Here is a 1,234-nt window from a genome sequence, read left to right on the forward strand (position 1 = left end):
CACTTAACATTAACAGCATAGTCTATAGGCTCTTTAAGCGGTACTATTTCTGTTTTGCATAATGCTGCATACACCTTATAATTCTTAGAAGGTATAATGCAAGGAACACCATTAGGCTTTCTTATAATCTGCTGTGAGTTTTTCTTTGTTATTGGATTAAATGGTAGTGTTAACTTATATGTATTCATTTTATTTCCCCCTGTATGTTAGTCTTTTCTTTTGGTATTTAGCAAACACTCCATAAACATCATCACTGTGTTTGCGTCTTTCTTCTTCTTCCTGTATTCTTTTTATTTCTCTTCTTCTATTATACATTTCAATAAACAGTTCAAGTTCCTCTGGTGTTGGTGTTTTAGCCATTATTTATTCCTCCTGTACTGCATAATACAAAGCAGTACAAAGAGGACATTACAAATAGCCATAAATATTATAAATGATTTCATAAGGAATCCCCACCCCTTTAAATTATATTCTTTTTCTATAATACCAATTGATTTGTCTTTGTCTTACAGCATCAGCTTCTACTTTAAGTTTAGCTAATATTCCTACTTTAACATTTGTTGTATTAAGGTAGTTGTAGAAAGGAGTTATAAGTTCAAGGTCATTTTTTATATGTCTTCTTTCCTGTCTTAAAGTTCTAATTCTATTTATCTTATCAAGAGCATAGAAACTGTTTATTATATTAAAGCTTTCTATCTCATGCTCTAAATCACATAGTTCACTATCTATCTCTGATTGCTTTTGTCTAAGCGAATCGTAACTTGCTAATATACTTGCTATAGAACTATGCAAATCACATATGTTACTATAGGCTCTACTTTCACTACTGGTTTTCTTCTTAAAGAATATTTCATTAGTCCATGAAAGCTTCTCAAGGTCTGTACAGTATTCTCTTATAACCGCTGCAAAGGCTTTTCTAGTCATGAATATAGCTCTCATACCTTTACCATTATATATTTCTTTAGCTTCCATATCTGGTTTAGTTAACTGTATCATTTCATTAGCAAATTCTTTATTAATCCAATCATACATATGCTTATACCTTTCACTATCTATAAACATAAGCACATCACTCATTTTATAATACATATCACCAAATTCATCAGTATAATAGGTTATCTCCAGTTCTTTATATTTACTTATCACAATATCCATTCTCCCCTCATATTTAGCTTGTACATTAATTATTAGCATGTAATAGAGCAATTACCTTACTACATGCTAATGTGTCTTA

Annotated in this window: 3 protein-coding genes; all 3 read right to left on the reverse strand. The window is 30.5% G+C overall.

Annotated elements, in window-relative coordinates; translation table 11 throughout:
* Positions 1-188: hypothetical protein (locus tag AC11W3_RS20930; RefSeq protein WP_484093710.1), on the reverse strand; the 188-nt coding region annotated here is incomplete at its 3' end.
* Position 189: 1 nt separating this feature from the next.
* On the reverse strand, positions 190-360 hold the full coding sequence (locus AC11W3_RS20935) for a hypothetical protein (protein ID WP_484093711.1): 171 nt from the start codon (positions 358-360) through the stop codon (positions 190-192).
* Between the two features lie 105 nt (positions 361-465).
* A complete protein-coding gene (locus tag AC11W3_RS20940; RefSeq protein WP_484093712.1) occupies positions 466-1,155 on the reverse strand; it encodes a hypothetical protein in 690 nt (229 codons plus the stop codon).
* Positions 1,156-1,234 lie beyond the last annotated feature (79 nt).

The organism is Geomonas sp. (genome assembly GCF_056994735.1).

Coding starts and splice junctions, on each gene's coding strand:
- AC11W3_RS20940 (WP_484093712.1), bottom strand. CDS start 1,155: ATGGATATTGTGATAAGTAAATATAAAGAACTGGAGATAACCTATTAT.
- AC11W3_RS20935 (WP_484093711.1), bottom strand. CDS start 360: ATGGCTAAAACACCAACACCAGAGGAACTTGAACTGTTTATTGAAATG.